At 58.9% G+C, this 23,928-nt stretch carries 3 protein-coding genes (1 of these 3 cut by a window edge); all 3 read right to left on the reverse strand.

Annotated elements, in window-relative coordinates:
• Tightly spaced (each overlapping or abutting the next), the 3 genes in view from MHI42_RS07795 to MHI42_RS07805 form a layout consistent with a single transcriptional unit that may run on beyond the window.
• Positions 1–1,680, reverse strand: coding sequence for a thioesterase domain-containing protein (locus MHI42_RS07795; RefSeq protein WP_342423393.1), 1,680 nt, complete (start codon positions 1,678–1,680; stop codon positions 1–3).
• Positions 1,673–15,028, reverse strand: coding sequence for an SDR family NAD(P)-dependent oxidoreductase (locus tag MHI42_RS07800; protein ID WP_342423394.1), 13,356 nt, complete (start codon positions 15,026–15,028; stop codon positions 1,673–1,675). The genes MHI42_RS07795 and MHI42_RS07800 overlap by 8 nt, the downstream gene beginning before the upstream one ends.
• Positions 15,025–23,928, reverse strand: partial view of an SDR family NAD(P)-dependent oxidoreductase gene (locus MHI42_RS07805; RefSeq protein WP_342423395.1) — the 3' portion only. 9,483 nt of this gene lie beyond the right edge of the window; the window shows 8,904 of its 18,387 coding nt (coding positions 9,484–18,387); its start codon lies off the right edge, out of view — the gene reads right to left on this strand; the stop codon is at positions 15,025–15,027. Before MHI42_RS07805 ends, MHI42_RS07800 begins: the two co-directional genes overlap by 4 nt.

Consider the following 23,928-nt stretch of genomic DNA (forward strand, 5'->3'; position numbering starts at 1 on the left):
CTAATGATTCGCCCTCTGTATTTGATTCTCTTCAATTAACGCAGCGATCGCCTCGGCCGGCGGACCTTCCATACGGTACAGCATTCTGCAAAACGTTCGTACCGCTTCCATCGCGCGCAGATCGGACAACATCCGGTAATGGCTGTCCGATCCGGCCGTCATAACCGACATGCGGGGCAGCCATTCTTCCCACGCCTTCCAGTAAGGGATAGCGTCAGCCGGTCCTGTCCCGTTGTCATCCAGGCAAAAATAAGGCTCCAGCTCTCCATAAAATGACCCGCCCCGGCAGCGGAAATAATAACAGGACGGTTCTTCCGGTACATCCAGTGGCGCAATAACGTACCGGTCAAGCCCGTAAGCCTCCTGAACCCGGATGCTTTGCGCCAGCCGCTCACGCCACGCTGCTTCGGACCCGTTCAACCCCCGTGCACTGGCCATCCCGAGCAACTGCTCCAGGAACAACTCCGGATCTTCGTGCAAATAAGCACGGGCCTCGTCCTGATGGATAAGACGGCCCGCCCATGATTTGGGCTCCGGCGATAACGCGGATAAGAGTGCCGAGTTCACCGCCTGCAGCGCAATCGTTTTTCTATAGAATGTCTCGTCTTGAAGCGCTTCCCGGTAAGGGGTGTGCAAATAAGAATCGAGCATGACGATTGTCTGAACGCCCTCTCCAAGCTCTTGAAGCTGCCGGGCAACTTCGTAAGCGATACGCCCGCCAAGCGAGAAACCTCCGAGGTCATACGGACCGTGCGGCTGAACAGACATGATGATATGGACATAGTACGCCGCCATCGCTTGAATGCCGTGCAGCGGCTTGCGGCTGGACATCCAGCCCCGGGCCTGGATGCCGTACATCGGACGCTCAGCTTCTTGAGCGATCGGCTTGTAGCCGCTGACGATGGCGCTTCCTCCGTGAATCCAAAACACAGGGCGGCCGGAAGTGCGGTGATTGAGCGCAATCAGCTCGGGAAATAAAGGCCGTGAGCTGGCGGCTTGGCCGGCGGGTTCAGAGCGCTCAGGCAGCTTAATTGGGGCTGCCCGAGCAGTTGCATGCACTTCTTCTACAGGCGCATATATGGGCAGCGTGACAGTAGGGAACTGTTCCGCAGGGACCGCTGCCGCCTCTGCGTTCACGGCGGAAGCCAGCCATACCGAAAGCTCCCGCAGGCTCGCGTTCGCATGGATATCCTCCAGGGTAACCGGGACGCCGAAGCGGTTATGGAGGTCCCGGACCCATTCGACCCCCGATATGGAGTCCAGCCCAAATTGGGTGAACGGCTCCTCCGCGTCCACATCCCCCGGCAACATGTCGAGAACGCCGGCCAAGCTTACCGCCAGCTCTTCCCTCAGCTTCTCCGCAGTTGCGGTTCCCGCTGCAGCGCGGGAATGGCCTTCATCTGCAATGCCCGGCAGCAAGGCTTCGGATACAGGGCGAAGCGTAATGCCGCCCGGCTTCGCGGATGCCAGGGGAGACACTGCGGGCTCCGCTTCCGGTGATAACCGCTGCACCTGGTGACCAGCCACAGCGTTGTCAGAGTAAGAACGGGCAGCGGATAGCTCCCCGTTCAGCTCTTCAAGCACATTGCCGTGAAATTGCCGCAGCAAATCAAGCGCCTCGGCCTTAGCCAGACGATGCTGTTTCATCTCATTCAACACATATTGCAGGAATTCAGCCATAGGTCCTCCTTTGACGGATCACGTCTCTTATATTCGATTGGATCTCATCGGCCGCACGGTCGATGCTGATGGAATCGTCCATGATCCGATCCAGCAGCTTGCCGTAGAAGCTGCTGTCAAATACATCGCTGCTCAAGCCGCTTACAGCTGTTGATACCAGCATGCCGGGGGTCCCGGTTCCTGCCGTCATGAGCCCCGCGGCTGCCGGTTCTTCCTTACGCGGGACAGGGATCGCAAGCGGCTCCGCCGGCGGCTGTTCCGCCGGCGGCTTTTCTGCCAGTGGCTGACCTTGGCTGCTTCCCCCTCCGCCCTCCGTAAACCAATACCGTTCTCTGGCGAACGGATAGGTCGGCAGGCTGATGCGCTGCGGATGCGGGCCGTCGTAGAGCTGTGACCAATGGAGCTGCAGGCCTCTCGTCCACAAGCTCAGCAGCTTGTCGAACTTGCGCTGCCGCATCCACTTGCTCAGGACCTCCTGCATTTCATCGTCGGAGCTGAGTGCGGCGATTGTGTCTTTGTTCTCTTTAACCCGTCCCCGGTATAGACCCGGTGCCTCCGAAACACCGTTGCCGAGAAGCTGCAGCACTGCGCCTAACTCTTCAAGTGTTCCGGCAACGCAGGCAGCTCTTTCTTCCATCGCTTCCCGCCCTGTCTGGAGCGTATAGGCGATCCGGCTCAAGTCCGATTCGTCATACCGTCCTTCCTGAATGGCAGACGCAAGCTGCTGCGCGATCAGCTTAAGCTGATCCCCGCTTCTGGCGGACAGCACAATGAGGGACGGCCTGGATGCATCCGTCTCCTGCTGCGGCACGGCGTACGGATTCGGCATATATTCCTCCACGACAAGATGCGCGTTGGCGCCTCCCGCCCCAAACGAAGAGATGCCGGCCCGGCGCGGATATTCCCGCCGGGTGCCGTCAATGGTAAGGACAGGCCGGTTCCAATCGGCAAGCTCCTGCTGGACGATGAACGGCGTGTTACCGAACTCGATGCCCGGATTCAGCGTTGTCGCGTGCAGAGAAGGGACGAGCTGCCGGTGGCGGAGCATTAGCAGCACTTTGGTCAGTCCGGCGATGCCGGCTGCGCTCTCAGAGTGCCCGATGTTGGACTTCACCGATCCTAAAGAGCAGAATTGCTTATCTTGCGTATCCCGTTCAAACGCCCGGGTCAATCCGGTGATCTCAATCGGATCGCCAAGCGCGGTTCCAGTCCCGTGAGCCTCTATGCAGCTAATCGTTCTGGCATGGACATTGGCCCGTTTGAGCGCATCAGTAACAACCTCATACTGGGCCAGCGGGTTCGGGACCGTATAACCGTTCGTCCGGCCTCCGGCATTGAGCATGCTTCCTTTAATAACGCCATAGATGTGGTCTCCGTCCCGCACCGCTTTGTCCAGCGGCTTCAGCACAATGGCGCCTACGCCTTCCCCATCAACGAAGCCGTCCGCTCCGGCACCGAACGACCTGCATTGATCCCCGGAGGACAGCATGTTCATGGCCGACAGCCTTAAATAATGGTTCGGAGACTGAATCAAATTGACACCGCCGGCGATTGCACATTCGCTTGTGCCGTTGTTCAGGCTGTCAATGGCCAGATGAATCGCCGTTAACGAGGAGGAACAGGCCGTATCGACCGCCATGCTCGGGCCACGGAAATTGAACAAATAGGAGATGCGGTTCGCGATGGACCAATAACTGGCACCCGTCGGATAATTCCCGTTCATCGCCCCGACATAAACGCCTACCTTGCCGCTGGCGCATAGCGTAGCAGGCGTATAGCCCGCATCTTCTATGCTTGAATAAGCGGTTTCGAGGAATAGCCGTTCTTGAGGGTCCATCTGCTTCGCTTCTTTCGGCGAGATGCCGAAGAACAGCGGATCGAACCGGTCGTATCCTTCAATGAATCCGCCCCATTTGCTGTACATCGTCCCTCTTTTGCCGCGCTGCGCTTCATAATAATCCGCCCAGTCCCAGCGATCCTTGGAAATTTCGGTAATGCCGTGTCTTCCCGCCTTCAGCTGCGCCCAGAATTCCCGGATGTTTCCGGCACCCGGATAACGCCCCGACAGCCCAACGATAGCGATATCGGCTGACGCCGTTACGGCCGCGGATGTCCGGGCAGTATTCTGCGGAATCGAAGCAAACCGGCTGCCCGGCCGCGGATTTCCGGCTGCGCCTGCAAGGGCCGGCTCCGGCTGTGGCTCTTGGATACCGCTGCCATTAGGCCATGCCCCGCCGGCCCCGGATTCGTCCGGTCCGAGCAGCACCGCGAGCGTCTCCTGATGTGCCGTCAAGAAATATCCGGCAAGCTCTTCGACTGTCTGATATTCGAAGAACACCGTGCTGTTCACGCTGCCGAACTCTTCACTTAACGCATTCGTCAGCTGAACAACCAGAATGGAGTCGATTCCGTAGTTTTCGAACCGCTCCCTCGGATCGAGCTGTCCGGTTGGCATTTTGAGCACCTCCGCTATGCGCCGGCGCAAATACGCAATTGTCTTCTCCCTCAGCGTGCCTGCGTAACGCTCTCCTGCCCCTGCCTTCACCGGCTGGACGGGCAGAACGCTAACCCGACTCTCCTTGTCCGCCGCCTCGCTTTTCTCTTGAACGGGCTTCACCTGCTGACGTACCACGCCATCGCTTTCCGCCATAATAATCTGCTGGCCCCATGCGTGGACAGGCTCAGCAGGGAAATGGACCGAACGGAATCCTTCGTCTTCAAGTACGTTCAGCCACGTCCCCGGCGATAAACCGGGTGAGCCCGGCATACGAAGCCGGGCGTCTTCATACCGCCACCACCCATCGAGCAGCCCGAAGGTCAGATGCGTAAACATGGATTGTCCGTGCAGCTCGTTCAGCAGCAGCAGGCCGTTCTTTTTGAGTACAGCTTTGGCGTTGCGCAGCGTGTGGCGAATGTTCTTCGTCGCGTGAAGTACGTTAGCCGCAATGGCGATATCGTATTCGGCCGGAAGAATCTGCTGGCCGGATAGCGGTGACTCGACATTGAATAGCTGATAAGTCAGGAATGAATGGTCCGGTCCATATGTCTCCTTCGCATGGATCAGGAAGGCTTGCGAGATATCGGTATAGCGATATTCCTGAATGTTGTCCGCATATGCCTTCAGTTTGCGCAGGACGCCGGCACTCGTGCCGCCGGTTCCCGCCCCGATCTCCAGAATGCGAATGCGGGCGGACGGATCTAGCTGAATCCGCTGCTTCACATAAGCGGCAACGATATCGCCGAGCACTTCATTGAAAGCGTCCGCCACCGGATTATGCTTATAGACGCCTTCTACGAGCTCCATGGATGAATTCGGAAACATAATATCCGTTGCCGGAAGCTTGCCCGATAAAATATCCGGAAGTGCACGCAGCGCCGTCTCCGCGAGCGCAATCTGCGCCGCCATTCCGCCGAAGGCGAGCCATTCCTTCTTTTTGCGGTCCCAGTCGGACCACAGCGCCTCCATCCTGGCATTGGCTGGATACAGCCCCTTGCCGGCGCTGTCTTGCTGCACACCCTTTCGCTCTCTAAGCAGCGCAATACTCGCATCAAGCCATCTTGAATACCGGCCATGTACGCCGTTTCCCTGCACGTAGCCGGTATTGTCCGCTGCCCGGCTGAACATGCCGGACGCAAGCAGCTGCCCTTCGAGCATCCGGCAGAGCTGCGACTCCATGTCCTGAAGCGCCGCATATCCTTCCCCGGTAAGTCCTGCCGCCGCGGCTGCCGGGTCAGGGAGAACACTGGCAAGTTGCTCCGCCGATTGAACGCTGTTGTCCGGATGGAGGAATAGCTGTTCGTCCTGCGAAATGCCCTCGATTGCAAGGCGGCCCGTGGTCTTGAGCAGAGCCAGCTGATTCAGCGGGCCGGACAGAAGTCCGCCGAGCGCCTCCATCGCCTCCTCCGGCTCAATGGAGCCTATCCCCATCTGTGCCATGCGTTCCTGATAAGCATCGGAAGCAACGACACCAACGCCGCCCCAGTAGCCCCAGTTCATCGTTTTGACCGGGTAAAGCGAGCGGGCGGCAAGCTGATGCGCATAAGCATCCATGAATGTGCATCCGGCGGCGTAATTGCTTTGACCCGCCGATTTCATGAAGGCATTCATGGACGAGAAGAACAGAACGAAATCGGGCGTTTCCCCGGCGAGCAGCTCCGCCATATTGACGCTTGTATCGACCTTGGCCGCAAGCGCGGACCGAAAACGGGCTTCGTCCATGTTCGCAAGACTTTGGTCCGCCAGCACGATGGCCGAGTGAACAACCCCGTCAATGCGGCCGAACCGTTTCTTCGCCGCGTCGTAGGCAAGCTGCAGGGAACTGCGATCGGATGCGTCCCCGGAAATATAGACAGGTGCTTCACCGAAGGCACCCAGCCGGTCAAGCTTCGCCTGGATCAATTCATCCTTCTCGCGGCGTCCGATCCAGACGATATGCGCCTGCCAGCTGCGGATCATATATTCGCTCCACACCTCGCCGATGCCGCCGGCTCCGCCGATCACCACGTAGACGCCGCCTTTTCTGTACAAAATCCGTTCCGGGGTATTATTGTTACTCCGGTTGACCGGAATGAGCTTCTGGCGGAACCACTCTCCGCTTCGGTAAGCCCAGGCGTTGCCCTGCCGGTCTGCGGGCAGCGACAATAGCTCCTGAAGCGGCCACTGGCCGCCGGACTCCAGATCGATTAACCGTACGCTCCAGTTCGGATATTCTTTGGCGAGCGAACCGATCAGCCCATGCACGCCGGCATGTGCCGCATCGGCCTCTTCTCTCCGGCCTACGCTCTGCGTCTGTCCGGTAATGACCGTCCAGCCGGTCTTGCTGCCTCCTCCGCCTGCAAGCAGTACGGCCTTGATCAGCTTGAACAGCTGGAAGACGCCGGCTTGCTGCGCGCGGGTCAGCGAAACACCGGGCAGCGAGCCTTCGGCAGCATCCGGTGCAATCCAAACGATATGCTCCGGCATCCCTCCGTCCGCAAGCCGCCGGGCGATCTCTTCGATCGTATCCTCCGGCTGGAACCTAAGTGATTGCGCGTGTGGAAGCAGCTGTTCCAAAGCCGAACTGTTCTTAGGACCGGCATCGCCGACAATCGTTATGCGGCTATCAGGCTTCGGCCACTCTTGAACACGTTCGACAGGCACGGTGTCCCATACAGGGTGTAACGTCATAAGAGCGGAAGGAGTCTGTCTATCCGCTGCCGCCGTTGCCATAATACTCGGCTCCGTCCGAACAGCGGGTACGGCATCGCCATCCATCCCCCTTACGGAATAGCCTTTCAGACTTGCGATAACACCGCCCTGCTCATTGCACAGGTCAATGTCCATCTTCCGTACTTTGCCGCTGGCCGTGTCGCCCCCGCACCAACGGACATAGGCCCATACAACGGAGGAGTAACGGCCGTAAACGGTCAACTCCTCAAGTGTAAACGGAAGCATCGGCTTCAAGCCGGCATCCTCCTGCCCGATGCCGTCCATCAGACCGATCGCAGCTTGGAACGCCGCGTCCGTCAAGCTCGGATGCAGAATGAACCGGTCCGCCGAAGGGATGGCCGATGCAGGAAGAACCAGCTTCGCAAGCGCGCGCCCGTCACCCGCATACACGCAATCAACAGCCCTGTGGGCTGCGCCGTACTCAATCCCCATCCTTTGGAACGCCGAATAACAATCATCGGCCGTCAGGACGCGAATGCCGCACTTTGCGCGCAGGGACGCCAATTCCAGTGCAGGAGCAATTTCACTGCCGCTCCATTCCGCACGTCCTTGGCTGTAGAGGTTATCCCCGCTTGCTCCTGCATTGCCGCCGTAGATCTCGAATGCGATGTCCCCGCTCTCCTGCGGGCGCAGCCCGATATGAACGTTCGACGTCCCTTCGCTGATTGTGCAAGGTCTCACCCAGACAACCTCCTTCAGCCGAAGGCCGACCGGTATGCCTTCACTCCTGCCGCTGGCTTGGGCTGCAGCATAAATGGCCATCTCCAGCTGCGCGGCGCCGGGCAGCACCTTCTGCCCCCTGACGACATGATCGGCAAAGAAAAACTCGGTTCCCGTAAAGGCCGAGCTGTAACGCTGCTCCGAGAAGTCGGATGTATTGGCGTACAGCAGCGGATGCAGCAGCTCACCGGCCGGAGCAGCGGACCCGCTCCCCTCGCCTGCGGAGCCGGTATGACCGTCTCCCGCATCCGCTCCCGGCTTCGGCGACCAGTACCGGTTCTTCGCGAACGGGTATAGAGGGAGGGCAATTCGCCGAGGCTTCCGTCCCTGATACATGCTGCTCCAATCGACCGTAAGCCCTTGCACCCACCAGTCGAGCAGCTTCGTATACTTTCTTTTGGCAAGCCATGCATCGACCGTGTGCTGCAAATCCTCATCTGCCGTTAAGACGGCCGCTGCGCCGTCATTAAGTCTTCCCCGGCCGTAGAACAGATCCCCGGTCGTACGGTCTCCTCGCAGGTAAGCGGCCAGCTTGCTCTCAACCTCGCCTATGCTGTCTGCCAGAAGTGCGAGCCGTTCCTCCATCGCCTCCCGGCCGGTCTGCAGCGTATGGGCTATACTGGCCAAGTCGGCATCGGTGAACGCTTCTTCACGAACTGCATCCAGCAGCGCCTGCGCAAGCGCGCGCAGCCGTTCCTCGTTCTTGGCGGACAGTACAATCACCGCAGGCAGCGGATAAGCCGCCGCGGGATCCGCACCCGCCTCTGCGGCAGGAATATATTCCTCCACCAGCAAATGCGCATTGGAACCGCCGGCCCCGAAGGACGATATACCCGCCCTGCGCGGATATTCCCGCACCGAGCCGGACTCACGCAGGACCGGCCGCTTCCATTCCGCCAGCTCCCGCTGTACGACGAATGGCGTTGAGGAGAAATCGATGTTCGGATTGAGCACGGAGGCATGCAGGGACGGCGCCAGCTGCCCATGCTTCAGCTGCAGCAGCACCTTCGTCAAGCCGGCAATGCCGGCGGCGCTTTCGCAATGGCCGATATTGGACTTGGCCGAGCCGATGGCGCAAAATGCCTTATCATCCGTATATGCCGAGAACGCGCCCGACAAGCCAGCGATTTCTATGGGATCGCCGAGCGATGTCCCGGTACCGTGAGCCTCGATGTAACTGACCGTTCTCGGGTCGAAACCCGCCCTGCTCATCGCCTGCTTGATCACTTCAGCCTGGGCATTGGGATTCGGAACCGAGTACCCGTTCGTTTTGCCGCCGTGATTGATTGCACTTGCTTTGATCACGCCGTAAATCCGGTCCCCGTCCGCAACCGCTTCGGACAACGGCTTGAGCAGCACCGCGCCGACACCCTCCCCGGGCACGTAGCCGTCGCCGCCTTCGCCGAAGCTTTCGCAGCGGCCCTTGCTAGACACGAATTTCCCCTGCGCAAGCATCAGATATTTGTTCGGATGAAGCGACAGGTTGACGCCTCCGGCAACGGCTACGCCGCACTCCCCTTGCTGGATGCTTTGGCAGGCCAGATGAATGGCGGTCAGGGACGAAGAGCACATCGTATCGACGGCTATGCTGGGCCCCTGGAAGTTATACCAATAGGACACCCGGTTCGCAATCGAAGACGGGCTGCCGGCGTAAGCGATTCTTCTGCCCGTAAGCTGCTCCTGCGCCCCGTACAGCTGGTACTCCTCATACATGACGCCGGCATAAATACCCACCGGAATCCGGCGGTTCAGCTTCCGGTTGAACGCAACCGATTCCCTCGTATAACCGGCGTCCTCCAGTGTATGGTAGACGCATTGCAGAAACAGCCGCTCCTGGGGATCCATTACTTCTGCCTCTAGGGGCGAAATCTGGAAGAACAACGGATCGAACTGATCCATCCCGTCCAGGAAACCTCCCCATTTGCTGTAAGTGGTGCCCAGCTTGTTCTTATCTTCGTTGAAATAAAGGGAGTGATCCCATCTTTCCGGCGGAATCTCCGTAATGCAATCCCGTCCCTGCTGCAAATTATGCCAGTATTCCGCCACATCCGGCGCTCCCGGGTAACGTCCCGCTATGCCGATAACGGCAATATCGATTGGACCGCCCTGCCCGCCCTGCCCGTGCTGCCTTAATGACGGGGAAGGGGTGCCTGAAGCCGCCAACTCCGGTGAAACCCGGGAACGGGGCTGCCTCCCTGTAGAAGGCCGGATAAGCCCGGTCACCGGAGGTGCTGTCTTGGCAGCAGCTCTGTTATCGTCCGCAGGTGGTCTGCCGGAGTCCAGAAGCTCCTTCAGTTTGGCTTGATGCGCCCTGAGGAAATAGTCCGTTAAGGCAGCAAGGTTCTGGTATTCAAAAAATAACGTTTTGGACAAGGGGCCAAACACTTTCTCCAGTTCTCCGGTCAAATCCATCACCATAATCGAATCGATCCCGTACTTCTCCAGCGGGACATGCTCGTCGATCCGGTGGGACGGCAGCTTGATCGCAGACGAGAGCAGCTTTTTAAAATATTGGACTGCCTGCTCCCGGAAAGCGGCCGGCAAGTCGGCAGGCGGGGAGGAAACCCCTTCCGCATGCACTGCAGGAGCCTCCAGTGGTTCAGCTTCCCTTGGAGCCGGCATACGTTCCGCCAAATGCTCTGCCAGCTGGCGAATGGTCGGATATTCAAGCAGTTCGACTGGCGTTACCTTGAACCCGACGGCCTCGCCTATGCTCACTGCGGCAGTTTGCATCTGATGCGCATCGAAGCCGAATTCGTCCCAATCGGTATCGATATGAATCTCGCTGCCGGGAACGGTGAGCAACCCGGATACGGCACGGACTGCGGCAGCGAGAATCTTCTGCTTCGTTCCGCCATCCGTATTCCGCTTCACAGGAGCTGGCGCCGGGGACGGGGTTGCCCCAACCTTTGAGCTAGCCGCCAGCTTGTGCAAGGCGCTCCGCAATTGTGCCGGCTTGCCTTGGACGACCATGACCTGGCTTCGCTCTGAAGCAAAGGCGCGATAAAAGGCGGAGAAGCCGCTGTCCGTCTGAAGCGGCACGAAGCCAAACGTATCCTGGAGCCTCTTCACCGTGCTTACGTTCACGCTCATCCCGCCGTCCTTCCATAGCGGCCAATTGATGGACAGCGTGCGGCCTTGGCGCTGCCCGGCTGCCGTCAGCTCGCTGCGGTATGCAGCGAATGCATCCATATAGGCATTGGCTGCCGCATAATCGGCTTGACCGGCGTTCCCCATGCTGCCCGCAGTGGACGAAAACAGCACAAAAAAGTCTAATTCGAGATGGCGGGTCGCCTCATCCAGATAGGCTAAACCGGTTACTTTAGGAGCCAGTACATCCGCAAGCTCCTGTATGCCCTTATTCACGATCAAGCTGTCACGCACGATTCCCGCGCTGTGGATAATACCATGCAATTTGCCAAAGCGTTCCCCGATATCCCGTATAAGGCCGAACATGGCCTGCCTGTCGTTCATGTCGGCCTGCCGGTATTCTACCCGGACGCCTGTGGCGCGAAGCTGCCGGAGCTGCTCCTCCTTATCCGCATCGAGCGGAGACCGTCCGGTCAGAACAAGCGTTGCCTGCTTGGCCTGCCGGCCTGCCTCTCTGGCGAATAGCCGGCCGAGGCCGCCTGTGCCGCCTGTAATTAAGTACACTCCATTCTCTCTCCACGGCTCAGCCGCAAGCCCGCCGGATGCTTCAAGCTCATCCCAGCGTAATACATAGCGGATGCCGTTCTGATAGCGGATTCTCGTGTCCTGCGGGCTTCCGCCGTCGTTCTGCAGCTGAATGGCGAAGTCCGGAGCACTTCTTCCGGCTCCGGCTTCCGCTTCGATCAGCTGAACGGCAAGCTTCGGATGCTCCAGGGCGGCCGTCTGCAGCATTCCTGCCAATCCAGACAGCAGCCGCTCTTCGCCCTTGCCGGAGATGATGAGCTGCACCAGAGCCGAGCCGATGGAAGAATCGTTCGCAACGGCTTGCAGCTCGTTCAGTGCCAGCGCTGCGTACCGGCTGAAACGCAGACAGGTTTCTTCCTCCGCAGCAACCAGATTGCAAATGCGCCAGCGGCGGCTAAGCGGCCTGCCGTTCCAGCAAGCATCCAGGCTGTCTGCCAGCTCTTGCTGCCCGCACAGCATGACGAGATGAAGATCGAACGGTGCCGTTCTGCTGCCCTGATCGGATTGGCCCGCTGTTTGCTCTTCCCAGACGGGCTCAAGCAGCAGCGTTTCCGTTGAATCTTCTTCCGCCGGGTGATCCAAAGCACGAACGGAGAAACCTCTGATCTTCACGCATACGGCTCCTTGTTCATCGCATAGGTCGGCATCAAGCTTCCGAACGCCGCCGTACACCTCTCCTTCACCTGAGCGGATGTATACCCACATCGACGAAAGGCATGGACTGATCACCTCCACGTTCTCCACGGCAAAGGGGAGAAGCGGGCGAAGGGGCGCCCGACTTTCTTCCCCGATCAGCAGCCCGAGCGACGCCTGTAAAGCGGAATCCAGCATGCCCGGATGCAGAACGAAGGCATCGCCCGTTCCCCATACCATTTCGGGAAGCTTCAGCCTGGCGAGCACCTGTCCCTTGCCGATATACATTTCTTCCAATCCCCGGTGGGCCGGGCCATACCGGATTCCCATCGCTTCGAACCGATCATAGCTTTCGGAGGCAGTTATCCGCGCTGTACCACATTGCGAGCGGATCGCATGCAAATCGATCACGCTCCGCGCTTCGGATGAAGCCTCCAGCATCAGCCGGCCTTGGCTGTGTACGGCCGCAATGTCCCCGGATTCGGCTGAGGAGCCGGTGATCTCGAAGGATACGCTGCCGTCCTCTTCCGGATACAGCGCGATATGAACGTGAACAGGCTCTTCCCCTGCGGCGAGAGGACGGGACCACGAGACATGCTGAAGCCGGATTCCTGCCGTTCCGGCCCGAAGCGATTGCTGTGCGGCAGCATCTGCCGACTTCTCCAATGCGGCCCGGGCCATTTCGAGATAGGCCGATCCCGGCAGGAGCCGCTGGCCGCTGACGACATGATCCCTGAAGAAAAACTCGTCCCCCGTGAACACGGAGGTGAATTTCTGCCCGGCAAGATCGGACGTATTGTGCTGCAGCAAAGGATGACCCGGCGCTGCCGGACCAAGCCTGTCCGCCAAGCTTGTGCTCAAGGCGGGCTGGATGTCAGGAATAGCAAACCTTTCCCGGGCAAAAGGATGTGTCGGCAATCCCGCCAGCCGCTTGGCGGCCGTTTGGCGGTACTGGAGGACAGCCTGTCCCACATCGGTTCCGCCAACCCACAGCTCCGCCAATTTTTTGTATTTCCCGCCCGTCAGCAATTGCTGCAGGAATTGTCTGCCTTCCGCCGTGTCGGCGAGATCAGTGCCTTCCTTCTTGCCGGCCACTCCGGCATAACGGCCCAGTGCCGGTGCCGGAGCAAGCCGGTGCTCCCCGGCCAGTTCCTTCAATTGCTGCGTAAGCTGGGCTACGCTGCCGGTTACGGCCGCAAGCCGGTATTCCATCGGGGTTCTGGCGGCTTGATACGTATACAGGAAGCTCACGGTGTCCACGTCAGGGTGTGAACGTAAATACGCATGCACAGACCGGGCGTACTCCCGCAAGCTTGCCTCGCTGGCCGCAGAGAGCATGAACAAGCCTTGTTCCACGGCAGCCGGCCTGTCATCCGCCAACGGCACGGCTGCTTCATGCGCCTCAACGACGAGATGCGCGTTCGTGCCGCTGAAGCCGAACGAGCTTACCGCAGCAAGCCGCGACGATTTCGCGTTTAGCGGCCATTCCTGCAGACAGGTGTTCACGTAGAAAGGGCTGCCTGCGAAATCGATATGCTCATTCTCTTTGCGGAAGTGGATCGAAGGCGGCATCTGCATATGCTTGAAGCTAAGCAGCACTTTTATTAAGCTAAGCACGCCTGCGGCGGCGGTCGTATGCCCGATATTGCCTTTCAGCGAGCCGATGGCACAATACTGTTTGTTAGATGTAAATTTGCCGAACGCATGGCTCAGCGCATGAATTTCAACCGGGTCGCCCAGCTTCGTGGCCGTTCCGTGCGCTTCCGTATATTGAATATCCTCCACGTTGATTCCATACCGCTCATACACCGATTGCTGCAGCTTGCTCTGGGAGAGGAAGCTCGGCGCCGTAATGCCTGAAGTTTGACCGTCCTGATTGGTGCCGCTCCCGCGAATAATTCCATAGATCGAATCGTTGTCGCGCAGAGCGTCCTCAAGCCTTTTTAGAATGACGATGCCTGCGCCGTCACCGACGACGATGCCATCCGCATCGTTATCGAACGGGCGGCACATTCCCGTAGGAGACAGCATGCCGGCATTGTTCATGAACAGAAAGGCACCGGGATGGGTATAGATCGTTATTCCGCCGGCAATGGCCAGATCAATAGCGCCATTCCGCAGCTTCTCGCAAGCAAGGTCGATGGCGACCAGGGAAGAAGAGCATGCCGTGTTGACCGCAAGCGCCGGACCTTTGAGATCCAGGCAATACGCAATTCGGGCTGCCATAATACTCGTGTCGGTACCCAGCATGGTATGGTGCGAATAATCCTGCGCGGAAGGATACCCCATCGAGCCTATGAACGTGCCGACCTGTCCGCCCTGGCGGGCATATCCGGCATCTTCCAGCGCCCGGTAGCATTCCTGCAGAACGATGCGCTGCGCCGCATCCATCGCTTCCGCTTCTTTGGGCGATATATTGAAGAACAGCGGATCGAAGTGCTCGATCCCATCCATGGCGCCATACCGGAGGGGCACCGGTGAGGAGGAATGCGCTTGGATGTAAGCGATCCACTCCGGATTGTCCATCATCCGGGTGCAGTCCTTTCCTTGCGAAACGATCTCCCAGAACTCGTCTTGATTAGCAGCCCCGGCGGTCCGGCACGACAGCCCGATGACGGCGATCCCGCCGGAGACGGACCCTGCAGGGCCCGCCTCCGGCGGCCGGGGTACACTCCCCTGTTGCTGCGATTGCTGCACCTTCTCCTCGCGGGAAGGTACACCGGCAGGCATTCCGGCCGGTCCGGGAACCGGAACGAAGTCCACCGCGGGACCCGTTATTTTTGCCGCGTATTCTGATGGCACCTTCGTTACCGGCCCGGCGGACGGCAGAGCACCGCTTGCGTGCAGCTGCCCGGCGACATAAACGGCCAACGCTTCGAAATTATGGCATTCGACGAGAATGCTGGTCGGGAGTGACAAATCGAAGCGGACGTTGATTGCTTCCAGCAATTCGACCAAATTAACGGACGAGATGCCAAGCTCCTTCAGCGATTCCGCCTCCAGCAATTCTTCCCGGTCCAAACCAAGGACCTGCCCGAATACGAGCACCAAGCTTTCTCTAACAACATCCAGCCTTTCTTCAAGTGAATCCGGCCTATTCCCAGAAATCATAAGATTGCTCCCTTCAACGGTCTCTCCTGCTGCGTTATAGACGCCGGCGGATAGGGCTTCTGCCCGAGATGCTTCATTTCGTTCAGCGCTTCCGCGTACGGGGTTTTGTGCGCGATTCTGATTTCGTTGAACGATTTCAGCTCCGCTTCGGTCATCGCCGTCTCCTTACAGAGCTTGAACAGGCAGTAGCTGGTCCAGCCCCGCTCGAGCGAGATAGCGTTATTGGCATAGCTGCGCAGCGAATCACGCGCGACCGGAACTAATCCCTCCGTGTTCCGCTCACAATCCGGATCGTACAAATAATTGGCGACCCGGGACGAAACGTCGATAATCTCCTCGATAGCCAGGCCGCAGCGCGCCAGCACGCCGGCCCATTCCGCCGCAGTCGCAATCGCAATGCCAATGTCCGCATCAACGATCGGCCCGCGCAGATTCGCGATGAAATCCATCAGCAGCACTTGGCCGTCTTCCGCCAAGGAAGCGGCAATATTCGCGAACAATGCGGTTTTGTCCGGGATGTGGCAGCACACCTCAATCCCGATGACGAGATCGTAGCAGTCAGGGAAGCGGTCAACCGCGCTGTCCCGGTGATAAATTGCTGCACGGGAGCTTAGATTCAGCCCTTCAATCCGTTTGTTGCCCAGCTCCGCCTGTCCCTTCGAAATGGTATACCCGTGCGCCTGGATATCTGGATACAGCGAAGCGATTTGAATGACATCGGTACCATGGCCGCAGCCGATATCCAGTACGGAGCGGACACGGCGGAAATCCGCTTTATAGAACAATACCTGCCGCAGTTCGATCTGTTTATCCTTGACAAGGGCTGCTTCATCCGGATACCGCTCCGGATTCAGCAGCACCCTGCTCATCGAGAAGCCGGGAATCCGCGATTCGAACGGGCAAAACGTTAAATATTCTTCCTGAAATTCCGCCGAGCGGTCGACGGTGTTGAACGAGTACAGCTCCGCCGCCTTATTGCCGCCGTCCGGCCCCGAAGGAGGCAGGCTGACAGCCGTATGCTGAACGGATACGTTACAGTTCTCTTGCGGCCAGCATTTTCTTCTTCTGAAAGGATACCCCGGAGCTGAAACGATTCTGGCGCTTCCGGCTTCGTACAGTTCAGCCCACGGCACCTGCATCCCACCGGCCCAAAGCGAGGCGAGCTGTAGAAGGTCGCGCTCCCTCACCGCCTTACCGGCTGTCCCGGCAGTGGCGGATGCAGGCGTCTGATGTCCGTGAGTTCCGGAACTTCCGCCATAGATGGCAAGCCCGCCGGGAAGCGTTGCGGCCGTTCCTTCGATATAAGCGCTTAAGCCTTGCACCAACGCTTCTTTCGATGGTGTCACAATCGCAAGACGACATTTCATCGCCTCTCTGCCCACGCTCAGCGTATAAGCCAGGTCGCGCAAAGCGACGTCAGCCGAACGGCCGCTGTCCATATAATCTGCTAATTGCCGGGCCGCCGCCTGCAGGCGTTCCTCGTTCTGTGCGGACAAAATAACGGCATAAGCCGCCGGTGAAGGGCACTCCCCCTGCGGCTCCGCTAATGAAGGAATATATTCTTCAATCACGGCATGCGCGTTCGTCCCGCTAATTCCGGTCGTGGATACCGCTCCAAATCTGGCCTGGCCTGGCCGGGATGTCCATTCCCGCACTTCCTGTGCAATATAAAACGGGCTTTCCTTGAATGAAATCAGCTCGCTCAGCGATTCAAAGCCGGACACCGGCACAATCGTCTTCCGGTGTAGTGCCGTCACCATTGCGATTAGACTGACAACCCCCGAAGCGGCGAAGGTATGACCGATCAGCGGCTTGACGGAACCGACAGCGCAGTGGCCTTTTACATCGCTAAGCTTCCGGAATGCAGACGAAAGAGCCTCCATTTCGATCGAGTCTCCGATCTTCGCGCCAACGCTGTGTGCCATCAGAAAACCGATTTGTTCGGGACGTATGCCGCTGCGTTCATAAATCTGCTTAATCAACTGCTCCTGGCTTAACGGGTTCGGAGCGGAAATGCCATTCGTCTGGCCGTCATAATTGACACCGCTTGCTTTGATCGTGCCGTAGATGCGGTCGTTATCCGCGATTGCCTTCGACAACGGCTTGAGCACGACAACTGCCGCCGCCTCGCCCGGAACGAGTCCGTTGGCCCTGCCGTCAAATACGCTGCATGTACCGTCCGGCGACAGCATGTTCGCTTTGCCGAGTCCGGCATACATACGGGGCGATACGGTTAGGCTGACGCCTCCCGCCACCGCCATGTCGCAGTCCCCGCTCCGCAGCGCCAGGCAGGCTTGATGCACTGCTACCAGTCCCGAGGAGCAAGAAGCCGTCAACGTGAAATTCGGCCCTTTCAAATCCAGCTTGTATGCGATCCGTGCCGACAAGGTAGCATTCTGATTGGAGCTGATCTGCCCTTCCCCTCCGGTGACATCAGCATATTGGCTCTCTTCCGCTCCCACATACACACCGCAGAGCTTGCCTCTGATCCGTTCGCCCATGTAGCCCGCATCCTCCAGAGCGTGCCAGGCTTCTTCGAGGAACAGCCGCTGCTGAGGGTCCATCAGCTCCGCCTCTTTGGGCGAGATCTCGAAGAACAAAGGATCGAACCGGTCAATATCCGGAACGAACCCGCCCCATCGGGACACGCTGGTTCCCGGCTCCTTGCGGGGATCGCCGCTATATTTCCTCCAATCCCACCGTTCGGGCGGTATTTCCGAAATGGCGCTTGTTTCCGTCACAAGATTGCTCCAAAAGGTGTCAATGTCGGATGCTCCGGGGAACCTCCCGCTCATGCCGATGATCGCAACCGGCTCCGGAATACCGGCCGTTGAAGCGCCCTTCGGCACCTGCGCCGCCGGCTGCGGCGAACCGGACGATTCGGATACCTGGGCAGATTTCTGTTCACCGGAAATCTCACCGGACACCTCGTTGACAACAGGTTCCAGACTTGCCTGCACATCCGCTTGTTCAGCGCGCAGGTAATAGGAGCAGACAGCATTCTCATGGTCCGTAAGCAAATATTCTTTTAGCTTCTCAATCGTCGGATAGGCGTAAAATAACGAAGGCCCGAAGTCGATTTCATACTGCTTGGCCAGCAGCCTGGCGAACTGCGTGAGCGAGATGGAATCGAAGCCATAGTCTACGAGATTCTCCCCGGAATCCAGCTTGTCCAGCGGAATGCTGAGCAGGCTGCCGATATGATTCTTCAGATCCCGCTCCATGTACTCCTCCAGTCGGAGAGGACCCTGCGCATACTCCGCTGAGCTCTCTGAGCGGACGAAAGATACAGGCACGAAGTCCGCTGAAGAGGTACCGATGCCCAGAAAGCGCCCGATTCTTCTGCTGTCCCCGGCAAGCACCAGATAGCGCCCGCCGGCCCTTGAGATGAGATCACTGAATACAGCAAGCCCTTCTTCCACTTCAAGATACCGCTGTCCGCTCGCTTTCAGATACATGCCGCTCTGCTCTTCCTCCGAGAAGCCCATGCCGCCGTCTCTCCATAGAGGCCAGCCAACGGCAGCCGTATGGCCGCGTCGCAGCCCCTGCTTCCGCAGGGCGTTCCGGTAATCCGCATAAGCCATCTGGAACCGGTTGGCGGCGGCATAGTCACAGGAACCGAAGTCACCCAGTACGGCAGAGGTTGAAGAGAACAGACAGAAGAATTCAAGCGGCTCCTCCAGCAGCAGCTCGTCTAGGGCAGCCGTGCCCTCCGTCTTCGGACGAAGCACCTGCCGGAATTCCTCCGCACTCTTCTCCATAACGCTGCGGTTCACCTGGATACCCGCAGCGTGAATAACTCCGTTAATCGGGCCGAACCGTGCTTTGGCCCGGGCGATTCCCTCCTGCATACGCGGAAGATTGCATAGGTCCGCCTGCACGTATTCGACACTGCTGCCCAGTGCCTCCAGTGTCCCGAGCTTCTTCTTAATTGTGTCATCCACAGCCGAACGGCCGGTTAGAATAAGCTGAACCCCGTGCGTCCTGGCAGCGTGCTCGGCGAACAGATAACCAAGTCCCCCGCAGCCGCCTGTAATTAAATAGGTGCCCCCCTTCTTCCATACCGGCTGAACACAGACATGATCTGTTGCCCTGCGTACTGTGCAGACGTTACGCTTACCTTCAACATACAGCACATTCCGTACGCCGGAAGAGCGCAGCTCTGCGCCTATTTGCTCCAGCCAATCCTTCATGTCCGCGTCCTGCCCGTGTAATCCGGCCTCCGCCAGCCATACCCCCATAGACGTATCGGGAAGCACGTCTCCAAGCGAGCGCTGTATCCCGATCCACGATTCGGCATAGCAGCGTTCAAGCCCGTTCGCATAGGCAGCCGCAGCTATTAATTTCCGGACCTCGAACTTCGTAGAGGCAAGTGCCTGAATGGTATGAACAAGTGCAGACGGATCTTGAACATGCAGCGGATTTTCGAGCGGCCACATGTAGAGCACCGCATCGGCGTTACCATACTTGACGGCTATGTCACGGAAAGCTTCTGCCAAGGAGGCGCTATCATCTCCCCGGACCCTGTACGTATCCTCAAGCCGCTCGCCGCCGTCTGGTTCTTCGCTGACGAAGACGATGCGTGCAGTAGGTGAGCTAAGCCTCACCGCATTGGATAGAATCTGCTGACTCCGGCGGTCCGAGAGGAAGCACACAACCGTTTCAAGCTGAACCTGCCCGGCAGCAGGCATTTCTGCCCCGCTCTCTTCCTCCCAGATTTCCTCGAAGATCATGGGTTCGTCTTGCTCCTGCGGCGCCGGGTGACGACTTGGCCGTTCGGCCTGACTGTTCTTCGGGAGGACCTGCTGCTCACCTGCTGTGTCCATGGCAAATGCCGACGGGAAGGGACTTCCCTCCATCCAATACCGTTCTCTGGCAAAAGGATAGGTCGGCAGCGATATGCGCCGCGGCTTAGCCGGCAGACCATCATACAGCCCGCTCCAATCCAGACGAAAGCCCTTGACCCATAGGTCGAGGAGCTTTGCGAATTTACCGTGCCGAATCCATTTGTCCACGGTTTCCTGCATATCCTCATCCGCCGTCAGCGCCGCCAGCACTTCCTGGTTCGCTTTCACATGACCGCGGTGCAGCTCCGGCTGATAGCCGTCTCCGCGCAGATATTCGTGAAGCCGCAGGTGCAGGTCGGCCATTGATACCGCTGTGAACGCTAACCGTTCCTCCATCTCCTCGCGTCCGACCTGCAGCGTATAGGCGATGTCCGCAAGATCGGCATCGGAATAGCCATTCGTTTCGGCCGCCGCAAGCAGACGCTGGACTCTCTCCTTCAGGCGGTCCCCGTTTCTCGCTGACAGCACAATCAGGAACGGACGGCCTGCCGCAGCCGCTGCGGGTCTTTCGCTCCGCACCTCCGGAACAAATTCTTCAACGATCAGATGGGCATTCGCTCCGCCTGCTCCGAAGGAGGAAATGCCCGCACGGCGCGGAAATTCCCTGCGGATTCCGCCGAGCTCCACAGTCGGCCTTTGCCATTCCGCAAGCTCCTGCTGAACGAAGAACGGAGTCTCGCCGAATGTAATATCCGGATTCGTCTCCTGCGCATGCAGAGTAGGCGCAATCTTGCGGTGCTTCAATTGAAGCAGCACCTTAGCCAGCCCCGCCATGCCCGAAGCGCTTTCCGTATGGCCGATATTGGACTTTACCGAGCCTATGGCGCAAAACTGCTTGTCGGACGTTTCCCGTTCGTACGCTTTGGTAAGACCTGAAATTTCGATCGGATCGCCGAGCGCCGTCCCCGTGCCATGCGCCTCCACATACGTAACCGTTCGGGCCGGAACGCCTGAGCGCCGCAACGCTTCTGCGACCGCCCCTCGCTGAGCATCCGGGCTGGGAACCGTGTAGCCGTTCGTCCGCCCGCCTGCGTTCAAGGCGCTTCCCTTCAGAACGCCATAGATATGATCGCCGTCTGCGAGGGCGGCCTCCAGCGGTTTAAGCACGACTGTGCACACGGTCTCGCCATCGACGAAGCCGTCCGCTCCCGCACCGAACGCCCTGCAGGTATCGCCAGGGGAGAGCATGGTTGCCGCCGACAGCTTCAGATAATGGACCGGGTCCACGATCAGGTTAACACCGCCGACGACGGCGCATTCGCTCATCCCGCTGTAGAGGCTCTCCAGCGCCAGATGCACAGCCGTCAAGGAAGACGAACAGGCTGTATCGACCGCCATGCTTGGCCCCTGAAAGTTCAGCAGGTATGAGACCCGGTTGGCAATCGACCAGTAGCTGGCCCCTGTCGGATAATTGCCATTCATCACCCCGGCGAATACGCCGACCTTCCGGCTGGTGCTAAGACTCGCAGGCGTATAGCCCGCATCCTCTACGGAAGCGTAAGCAGATTCAAGAAACAGCCGCTCCTGAGGATCCATCTGGGCGGCTTCCTTCGGCGATATGCGGAAAAACATCGGATCAAAGGCGTCGATATCCTCAAGAAAGCCTCCCCACCGGGTATACATCGATCCGCTCTTGCCCTTCTCTTCGTTATAATAACTTCGCCAATCCCACCGCTGCGGCGGAATCTCAGAGATACAGCTTCTTCCCTGCTTCACGTTCTCCCAGAATTCGTTCACCCCGCCGGCCATCGGGAACCGGCCGGATAAACCGATGACCGCGACGTCCCGCACGTACGTTGGCTTGGATTCCGAATTTGATACCGGCCTCGGCATCGATTCAGGCTCCGTTGCCGTCCTGGAAACAAACCGGCGCTTGGTCATCAAGGATGCCGTAAGTGGACGTAGCGGCGCGGAATGCACAGAAGGCGCGGAACCGGCTCCCGGACCGGCCGCAGAAGCTTCCGGTAATCCGGCTGCCACCGCAATGCCGTTCTCCATGCCGACCAGCTTCCGCAATCCGTCCTCCTGCGTCAGAATGAAATGCTCGACCAGCGAATCAATCGTCCTGTGCTCAAAAAACAAGGTTGAGCTGACCGAAGGTAGCGCTCCGCGCAGTGAATCTGTCAGCTGAACGACCAGAATCGAGTCGATGCCGTAGCTTTCGAACGGTTCTGAGGCGTCGATCCGGTGATCCGGCAGCTTCAGCACGTCCCCGATCAGCCGTTTGAAATAGCTGCGGCTTCGCGCGCGCAGCTCCTCCTCCGGCACACGGGTATCCGCAGCAGCCGCAGGTTGGTTCCTATTGAAGCTAACGGCTTTAACTTTTGCTGCCGCATGACTCGCCTTTACTTCCTTATGAACCTTTGGACTACCGTCCGGCTGGGCCTGGAGACGTTGTCTTGCGATTCCGTCACTGTGCGCCGCAATAATCTGCTGCCCTCTGTCATGGGCGGCACCGGCCGGGAAGATGATCTCCCCGAACCCTTCCCCGGCGAGAACAGCCTGCCACGTATCTGGAGCAAGCCCCGGACACCCCGGCGCGCGCAGCTCAGCATCATCATACGCCCACCAGCCTTCCAGCAGACCGAAGGTGATGTGGGTGAACAAATCGCTGCGTGTGATTTCGTTCAGCAGCAGAATGCCCCCGCTCCGCAGCAGCGCCTTCGCATTGCGCAGCGCCGTGCGGATATCTCTGGTCGCATGCAGAGCATTCGCCGCGATGACGACATCGTAGACGCCGGCCGCATACCCCTGCTCCTGAATGCCGTTCTCGGCATTAAAGATGCCATAAGCCAGATAAGGATAACGCGGGCCGTATTCCTTCTCTGCATGCTGAAGAAACGCCCGTGAGAGATCCGTATAGGCGTACTCCTGGATCCGGTCCCGGTAAGGCTCCAGCTTGCACAGCACCCCGCTGCTCGTTCCTCCGGTCCCTGCGCCGATCTCCAGAATGCGGATCTTTGCGGACGGATTGTGCCTGATACGCTGCTCCACATAGGCGGCAGCCGTGTCGGCCAATACGCCGTTGAAGTAATCGGCATGGGGATTGTTCTTATATATTCCTTCGACCAGATGCATGGAGGAATTCGGGAACATGACATCTGTGGCCGGCCGCTGCCCGGTTAGAATATCAGGCAGCGCGCGCAGCATCGTCTCCGCCAGGATAACCTGTGCTTCTAACCCTTCGGCGTCCAGCCATTCCTGCCTGCGGCCGATCCACTCCTGCCAGAGTGCAGCCGTCTCCTCCTCAGGCAATTCATTCAGCGGATCGGACACTCCAGCGTGCTCCGCAAGCAGTTGTACACTTGCCTCCAGCCACTTACCGAACATCGCCTGCCGCTCCAGCCTGCCGTTAGCAAGGGGGGCAGCGGTTGTACGAAGCTGCTTGAGCAGCAGCCGCGCTATCAGCTGTTCCAGCTCACGGGCCGCCGGGCTGCTCAGCGCTTTGGCCTGCCGGGTCTGCCCTTCCTGGATATCATCCGCCATATGATGGAATATGCCGCCGCCCGGCGAAGCAGCCGCTTGTGCGGGATAGACCGAGGCTGCCTGCCGGACATCGATCATTTCCATAGCTCCGGGGTTCGCCGTCCGGACCAGTGCCATCTGATTCACCGGACCGGCCAGCAGCGACTCCAGCGCAGCCATTGCCTCCGGCGGCTCGATGGAGCCGATTCCCCTGTTAGCCATGCGCTCGCTGTATTCCCGGGATGCGACAGCTCCGACGCTTCCCCAATATCCCCAGTTCATCACCTTGACGGCACACTGCCACACTCCTGCTAAATAGCTGGCATATGCATCCTTAAAAGCGCAGCCTGCACTATAATTGCTTTGTCCTGCGGATCTTGCAAACGCATTGATGGAGGAGAAGAACAGCACGAAATCGAGCGGCTCGTCCCGGAATACTTGGCCGATCCTCACAGATACATCGACCTTGGCGGCAAGGGCCGCGTGGAAACGTTCTTCGTCCATGTTCGCAAGTAACTGATCCCGCAGCACAAGCGCCGCATGCACAATGCCGTTAATGCGGGAATAGCGCTGCTTGATCTCAAGATA

The organism is Paenibacillus sp. FSL E2-0178 (assembly GCF_038593005.1).
Classification (GTDB): Bacteria; Bacillota; Bacilli; order Paenibacillales; family Paenibacillaceae; genus Paenibacillus_AQ; species Paenibacillus_AQ phytohabitans.

Bases quoted from the DNA above. Each gene is read 5' to 3' on its own strand.
- MHI42_RS07800 (WP_342423394.1), bottom strand. From the start codon at position 15,028: ATGATTTCTGGGAATAGGCCGGATTCACTTGAAGAAAGGCTGGATGTT.
- MHI42_RS07795 (WP_342423393.1), bottom strand. From the start codon at position 1,680: ATGGCTGAATTCCTGCAATATGTGTTGAATGAGATGAAACAGCATCGT.